5 protein-coding genes and 1 pseudogene are annotated in these 5765 nt (G+C 58.0%); 3 read left to right on the forward strand and 3 right to left on the reverse strand.

The genetic code is table 11. The annotated features are described in order from the left end of the window. The first annotated feature begins 122 nt into the window (after positions 1-122). Complete coding sequence (locus QJT78_RS47695) at positions 123-356, forward strand: abortive infection family protein (RefSeq protein WP_028154268.1); 234 nt, start codon at positions 123-125, stop codon at positions 354-356. Positions 357-367: 11 nt separating this feature from the next. Here QJT78_RS47695 and QJT78_RS47700 read toward each other — a convergent pair whose 3' ends face one another. Continuing rightward, a complete protein-coding gene (locus tag QJT78_RS47700) occupies positions 368-2224 on the reverse strand; it encodes a DUF87 domain-containing protein (protein ID WP_212491454.1) in 1857 nt (618 codons plus the stop codon). A 734-nt stretch (positions 2225-2958) separates the two neighbouring features. On the opposite strand from QJT78_RS47700, the gene QJT78_RS47705 reads away from it, so the two are divergent. Both QJT78_RS47705 and QJT78_RS47710 read left to right on the forward strand, forming a co-directional pair. Next, positions 2959-3576: a hypothetical protein gene (locus tag QJT78_RS47705; protein WP_038953870.1), complete on the forward strand. Its 618-nt coding sequence runs from the start codon at positions 2959-2961 to the stop codon at positions 3574-3576. A 177-nt stretch (positions 3577-3753) separates the two neighbouring features. Beyond that, positions 3754-5163: a DUF2130 domain-containing protein gene (locus QJT78_RS47710; RefSeq protein WP_028154271.1), complete on the forward strand. Its 1410-nt coding sequence runs from the start codon at positions 3754-3756 to the stop codon at positions 5161-5163. 62 nt (positions 5164-5225) lie between these two features. Here QJT78_RS47710 and QJT78_RS47715 read toward each other — a convergent pair. Together QJT78_RS47715 and QJT78_RS47720 are read right to left on the reverse strand one after the other, a co-directional pair. Next, positions 5226-5453: pseudogene (locus QJT78_RS47715) on the reverse strand (XRE family transcriptional regulator); the annotation flags it as partial. Beyond that, positions 5450-5692 carry a type II toxin-antitoxin system RelE/ParE family toxin gene (locus tag QJT78_RS47720; RefSeq protein ID WP_348652435.1) on the reverse strand — a complete coding sequence of 81 codons (243 nt, stop codon included), beginning with the start codon at positions 5690-5692 and terminating at the stop codon, positions 5450-5452. The gene QJT78_RS47720 and the pseudogene QJT78_RS47715, both read right to left, overlap by 4 nt. Between the last annotated feature and the right edge of the window lie 73 nt (positions 5693-5765).

The following is a 5765-nucleotide window of genomic DNA, read 5'->3' on the forward strand; positions in this document are numbered from 1 at the left end:
GCCGAAAGTCATCGCCGGTGTAAAGTTCATCGACGGAATCGAAGTCATTCCGAACACTGAAAGCCACGCCGCCTGATCAGGCCGCGTCACCCAAAATCAGCCATAGCTCCCTGCACAGCCGGGTGGGCAAATACGTCAAAGCCCTGGACCAAGGGCATCAGCTCACCGACATGAGTAAGCAGATCATCAAGAACGCGATCGGTGTCTTCGAGAAGTTCAACTTCGTCCGCAACAACAATTCCCTGGCCCACGACAATGTGCTGCCAAACCATCCGGAAGCCCGGTTCATTTTCGATTCTGTGACCGCGGTTTTGCGGTTTATCAAGAGTATTGAAGCGGCGCGTTTCGGGAGCTGAGCCTGGCGGCCTTATCCTGCCGCGGCAGCAGCAGCTCCCGGCGGTTGCTTTCGTAACGCATCGCTCGCGTCTTTCTTGGCTTGATCGAATGGACGGCCAAGAAGGATCGGGCGTTCAGCCTTGATGGCCTTGCCGGCCGCCAGAAACTGGAAGCGGCCGAGATTTGGAATCGAGCGGACATGCTGTGTGCTGTACACACTCTCCAGGAAATTGAGGCTGGTCTGATAGATCAGGCTATGTGTCAGGAAGGTGTTACACTGGGAAAGGATCGTCTTGCTCACCAGCGCGATCCGCTGGCTGATGACCAGAAGACCTACGCCGTACTTCCGGCCTTGCAATGCAATTTGCCCGATCCGACTGACGACCCATTGCGTTTCGCTGTCAAAACCCGAGCTGAACGTCTCCGGAATGATGGTGTGGGCTTCTTCGAGGACAATGAGAACCTTGCGCGCCTGCCGGTTGGCCCGGGCCCAGGCCATGATCGTTGACAGGTACAGCTCGGTGATCCTCAGCGTTGCCTTAGTGTTCGAGATTTCGGTCAACTCAAGTATTGCCAGCGGATCATTGCCGACCAGAAAGTCGTTGATCTGCTTGTCGACGCCGCCCTTGATCTGGGTGAGGGCGGTCTTCAGGGCGGCTTTCTCCGCGGGCGCGCCGCAGGGCGTCGTTTCGACAGCGAACAGTTTCTGCTCAAGGTCGTCCGTTTCTTTCTGCGTCGGCGCCGGAAAGATGGGCTTCAGGTCGGCGAGCCGGGCCTTGTACTCGCCTGTGAAATCCACACAGAAAATCCTGAAATCATTCTTGGCGGCCTCGCAGACGATATCAAGCGCGAGTTCGGTCTTGCCCGTGCCGGTGACGCCGAGAACGGCCGTGTGAAACTGAACCAGATCGTCGATATTGGCCATCACGCCGATATTGGTTGACGGCACGACGCCAATGGGAAACTCGCCCTGCTTGGCAATGGGAGCCGGAAATACGCGCTCTTTCGCCCAGAACACTGGCGTGTTCATGGTTGAAAGCCAGCCAAACTTGGTGAAGCCGTCCTCCGGCGAATAACAACCCAGCTGCACGGCGTTGACGATGTGCGTGCCGCGCGGGTTCTGGTCAAAGCTCTCTTCCGCCGTCTGGGCGTCGAGGATCTGGTAAAAGACGTCCATTCCATTCACGCGCACAAAAACGACCTGGCCTTCTGCCAACTCGGATGCGGCCGAGACCTCGAAGCGCAAGATGCCGATGTTCGAGTTCTCGACGGTGAATCCGACCAGCACGGACCCGGCCGTGCCGCTCAGGTTTTCTATGAACTTCGCTGCCTTCTCGGGGGAGTGCGACTGGATGACGTCTCCTTCAGCCAGCACTATCCTGTCCTGCAGCTCAGCCACGCAAAGACCGGTCCCCATCACGTCCAGTCCCTGGACCTGAGCGAACAGAGCCATGACATAGTGCTGATCACCATTTGACATGGCCGCGGTGTGCAGCATGCCCGGCTTCCACGAGCTGTGCCGCGACAGCCTGACCCTGACGATATCGGGGTGATCAATGCGTTCGATGATGCCTACCGTCGGGGAGGTAATGACCCTGGCTTTTTCTGCCTGCCAGTGCTTCCAGGCGGCGATCAGCCGCTCAAAAGGCCTGCCGATCGCGATCAATGTCCACAGCATTGTCAGCCAGGCGACCGTGGTCAGGCTGCTCTGGTAGGCGCCGATGATGCTGATCAGCGCCGGTGGCGTGTAGAGCAGCTCGCCCTGGCCGAAAGCATCGGTGGCCCGAAAGAAAAACCGCCCGACGGGGGATCGTTTGTTCTTGTCGTGAATAACAGGGCGACCATCGCTCCCGCCATAGAGGCGAGGCAGCAGATTACCGCAGTCCAACGCATGACCTCGAGATGAGGCTTAAGAGCCCCGGTCGCTCCGAGGTCAGCCGTAATCAGGATGGCCATGGCGCCAATGGCGTTGGCGAGAGCGTCTTTTGGTGGCACGAACCAGGGTGCCGAAAGCAGCGCCAGAAACCAGAGTGCAAGGCCGCTTAAGAACCAAACGCTTTCGAGCCCGCCGGTCGGCAAGAGGTTTCCCGATGCGACATACAGGCCGATGTAGAAGACAGCGACATTGGCAGCGAGTGCCAGGGCTCGATCGGCTAGCGTGGTCTGGATTCTGTCGGTTGACACGGTTCGGCTTTCCAGGTTGTGGTTAAGCTTAGCACACAACCTGTATAGTTCGGGACGAGAGCGCAAGGGCGGCTTCTGGTGCGCTGCATCAAGCCGGGCGATGTCCCCGAAAGCCGATGATGCTGATGATCATGGCGACGGATTTCTTATGACGACCCCATGGAAACCGTACGCTTGCACGGTGACGGCCGCAGGCGTTGCCGGCACCGCTTCGGTGCTGTCGACCGTGCATCATGTCACGCACACCGGGCCGGCCTTACGTATACTAGCTGATGGGCAGGTTACCCGAGGGTTGATCTACGACGAGTGTATCCTCAACGACTCCCGCACGACGGTCGTCTGGTTATCTCCCAACAACTGGCACAATGGCTCGCGTTACGGCTGCGTCCAGTTCACTTTTAATTTGCCGACATCGTCGCACGCCGAAAGATCTATTGGGTGGAGGTTCGCAAATACAAGAACCACGCCTACCGCTTCATGATTTCCGACAAGGACTTGAGCAAGCTGCCGGTTACCCCCTACGACCCCACAAAGGAAGAGGGGCCGCTGCGACAGGTCGGCGGAGTCTGGTACTGGAATTCGGAGCACACGGCGGAATTCCTGCTCGATTCCAGTCTGATCCTTCATTTCTGCAAGAAGATCGATTTCGTCAAGCATCACGAGAAGATGTGTGCTGCACCAGGTGGCTGCGGGCAGCTTGGCCAGGACGGCACCAACGCCGCCGGGAGAGTCCTGGCCTTTCTGCTCTCCAGAGACCTACGAGGTCTAAACGACACATTGATTGTGACCGACCCCAAGACGGAACTCTCTACGGCCGCCGAGCGCGGGATACTGAAAGCTTATGAGGACCTCTCGCGCAATCTTGGTGGCCCCGCCAAGTCCAACGACGACGTCGATGCGGCATTGCGTGCGGCCCTGCTGCAGCTCGCGGCGGGGGAAGAGACGCATGCACAGGCGACAGCAAAATTGATCCGCTCGGATGACCTGCTCTGCCGGCGGCTTGCGGAGCTCGTCAAGCGTCACTTCAAGCTGGAATCGACTGCTCTGAAGTTCTGACGCTGATAATTCTGCGCCGAGGTCTTTGAAAGGCGGGGATTGCCAAAGCAAAGTGCGCAAAATCGCGGCGCATGGCTTGACCCTTCAAATTCGCTTGTTCTAATTTTGTTCTTGTACGGCCCGATTCTGCCGGCCCGTCCCATTTTAAATGACAACATCACGGCCCGGACAGGAAACATGCACGAGATCATCTGTCCCCACTGCGAGAAGGCCTTCAAGGTCGATGAATCCGGCTATGCCGCGATCCTGAAGCAGGTCCGTGACGCCGATTTCTCACAGCAACTCCATGAACGGCTGGAACTGGCCGAGCGCGACAAGCAGAGCGCTGTTGAACTGACCAGGGCCCAGGTCAGCAGCGATCTGCAGAAGACCGCCGCTGCCAAGGATGCTGAAATCCAGGAGTTGAAGTCCAAGCTTGAGGGGAGCGAAGTCGCTCAGAAGCTTGCTGTCACCGAAGCGCTCAGCGTGGTCGAGAAGGAGCGTGACACGCTGGCGAACGCGCTCGCACAGGCGGAACGCGAGAAGAAGGCTGCCTCAGAGCTTGCTGAGGCGCTTTTGGCCAGCGAGCAGCACAAGATCACGGCCGCCAAGGAAAAAGAAATCCAGGAGCTGAAGGCTAAGCTTCAGGCCGTCGAGCTGGAGAAGAAGCTCGCCGTGACCGAAGCCGTCGGCGCCGTGGAGAAAGAGCGCGATGAGCTGAAGAACTGCATCAAGCAGGTCCAGCTTGAAAAACAGCTCTCCGAGCAGTCGCTCAAGGACAAGTACGAAACGCAGATCAAGGATCGCGACGACGCGATCGAGCGTCTTAAGGACATGAAGGCGCGTCTCTCGACCAAGATGGTTGGTGAGACCCTTGAGCAGCACTGCGAGACCGAGTTCAACCGGGTGCGCTCGATGGCTTTTCCGCGGGCGTATTTCGAGAAAGACAACGACGCGCGGACGGGCAGCAAGGGCGATTACATCTTCCGCGACGCGGACGAGGCCGGCACCGAGATCATCTCGATCATGTTTGAGATGAAAAACGAGAGCGACAGGACGGCGACGAAGAGCAAGAACGAGGATTTCCTCAGGGAACTCGACCGGGATCGCACCGAGAAGGGTTGTGAATACGCCATCTTGGTCTCACTGCTGGAGCCCGATAGCGAACTTTACAACAGCGGCATCGTCGACGTCTTCCACCGCTATCCGAAGATGTACGTCATCCGGCCGCAGTTCTTTCTGCCGATGATCACGCTGTTGCGGAATGCCTCTCTTAACTCGCTGAAGTTCAAGACCGAGCTGGCGCTGGTTAAGGCTCAGAATATCGACATCACCCAGTTCGAAAACCAGTTGGAAACGTTCAAGAACGGGTTCGCCAAGAATTACGACCTCGCCTCCCGAAATTTCCAGACGGCGATCGCCGAGATCGATAAGTCCATCGATCACCTGCAGAAGACCAAGGATGCCTTGATCGGCGCCGACCGCAATCTCCGCCTTGCGAACGATAAGGCGCAGGACGTGACGATCAAGAAGCTGACCCGGGGCAATCCGACCATGGCGGCGAAGTTCTCGGAGCTAAAGAGTGCTCCCGCTGAAGCCGCGGAGTAGGGCGGCCTAAAGCAGAGCCTCGTTGAACCGTGAAAAGCATGCGCATCAGCTTTTTCTATTGAAACCAGCTTGAATTGCCCACGGAGTACCTTGGACGAGTCTGGCTGCTTCATCTCGACCAGCTTGGCGGCGTCGGTCTGGGTGACCTCCCGCTCGGCCATCAGCCGTTTTAACTGCACCACCAGTGCAGCTTTGAGCTGATGTTCCTCTGCGTTGGGCAGGCCGAGATCAGCAAAAATGTTGCCCGAGCCCTTGGTGTGGGCGGGCAGCTTCGTTTTGGTGCTTATCATCGCTCTCCCTTTGTTGCCTTGTGGATGGCCTCGGCTTCGCGCAAGCGCTGCCGGACCAGGTCTATGTGCCGTTGCGGGGGCGCAATCCCGCTGGTGGATTTCTTCTGGAACGCGTGTGGGACGTATAGGACGCCCTCCAAACGCGTTGTGTAGACGGCCCGGTACGTATCGCCGTCAAAGTTGTCGCGAATCTCTAAAACCCGAGCTATGGCTGATTTTGGGTGACGCGGCCTGATCAGGCGGCGTGGCTTTCAGTGTTCGGAATGACTTCGATTCCGTCGATGAACTTTACACCGGCGATGACTTTCGGCA

This window comes from Bradyrhizobium sp. Mp27, from assembly GCF_029953005.1.
Lineage (GTDB): Bacteria > Pseudomonadota > Alphaproteobacteria > Rhizobiales > Xanthobacteraceae > Bradyrhizobium > Bradyrhizobium barranii.

Excerpts from the sequence above, each read along its gene's own strand:
- QJT78_RS47710 (WP_028154271.1), top strand. The coding sequence starts at position 3,754 with ATGCACGAGATCATCTGTCCCCACTGCGAGAAGGCCTTCAAGGTCGAT.